At 55.8% G+C, this 1,225-nt stretch carries 1 protein-coding gene; it reads left to right on the top strand.

Annotation, left to right across the window (positions count from 1 at the left end):
• The first annotated feature begins 128 nt into the window (after nt 1-128).
• Nucleotides 129-713: a hypothetical protein gene (locus Enr8_RS07400; RefSeq protein WP_146429924.1), complete on the top strand. Its 585-nt coding sequence runs from the start codon at nt 129-131 to the stop codon at nt 711-713.
• Nucleotides 714-1,225: the final 512 nt, after the last annotated feature.

Below are 1,225 nucleotides of genomic sequence, written 5' to 3'. Positions count from 1 at the left end.
TGAGCCTCTTGAAGAACAACAAAACGGCCAAGGTGGGCGTGAAGAACAAGCGGCTAAAAGCGGGGCGGAACGACGCCTATCTGCTGGAAGTGTTGCTGGGGACGTGATTTATGGTGCGATCGCCGTGCTTGAAGCCGCCGAAGTTAGACAATGCCATCACCACCTATCGCTGGGACTTTCTTGTGTGCCTGCGGATGTTCGGCAGCCATTGCTTCGCCTGGTTGGTCGTCGGCTCCTACGAGCGAGTCGCCGCGTTCGCGATCAACGACCGACGGCTGATCTTTTTCTTTGTCATGGTCGAAACGGCCGCGCTGGCATGTCGGTCGTTTGTGCGTCTGTTCAGCGCAGTCGTGCTGTTGCACGTTGTTGGATTGATCACCCTCTTTTATGGCGCCGATCCCAATCCTACCCACGATTTTCAATTTGCCGCCGCGGTCAATTTTTGGCTGTGGCCGGAGCTCTCCCTGCCCGGCTGGGTCTTTTTGATCTGGATGCTTAGCCCGCCTGAAACGACGCAACCAAGGGGATTGGCCATCGGCGATCGGGAGAAGGCAGGGAAGCGAATGACGCGAAGCAGCGATCGGATGGCAGAAGACACGGCTCCTAGTGCTGCGTCACGCTCAAAAATTCGGGTTGTTGTTTCCGCAAGTTCTGCGGAACAAACAATTTGCAAAACGCTAGCATCCGAAAGCTTGGCTTTGGCGAACCACTAGTTCCGTGGCACGCGGGCTCAATCGTTTCGCTTGACAAAGCGCACGCATTCGTGGTCGACTTCCGCGTGGCGTTTGAAGCGCCGGGCGTTGATCGCAGACGCGGCGTGAAATTACGGATTCGTTAACGCGCGAACCGTGTTGTCGTTTGCCGTTTGTGCCGAGATTGATGCCGGCCGATTGGCGGGGACCAAAAATTGGAAACGGTCCAGTCCGGTTCCCATTGGATCGATCGCCAATCGTAGGCGAGAGTGCGCAAGTCGAGGGAATGGGGTCGCCAACAAGAGGACGCGTGAAAAAAACGTTGCGGTCCAGTCCAGTCGTCCTGCGAGAAAATGATTCAGTGGTCCAGTTTGGCGGCTCGAAGACATGCTTCGAGCTCGCGTGCGACGCGATAAGAGCATGAAGATATAGGAAGCCGGGGCTCAATGTGGGTTAGCATTTGAAGATGTTCAACGTCTCGATGCCTTCCAACAAGGAGCCCGGCCGTGGCCTATTTTATCGCGTTTGATACA

Origin of the sequence: Blastopirellula retiformator, from assembly GCF_007859755.1 — a bacterium.
GTDB lineage: Bacteria > Planctomycetota > Planctomycetia > Pirellulales > Pirellulaceae > Blastopirellula > Blastopirellula retiformator.
The sequence above is the reverse complement of the archived record's forward strand: the minus strand, read 5'-3'. Positions and strand labels throughout refer to the sequence as shown.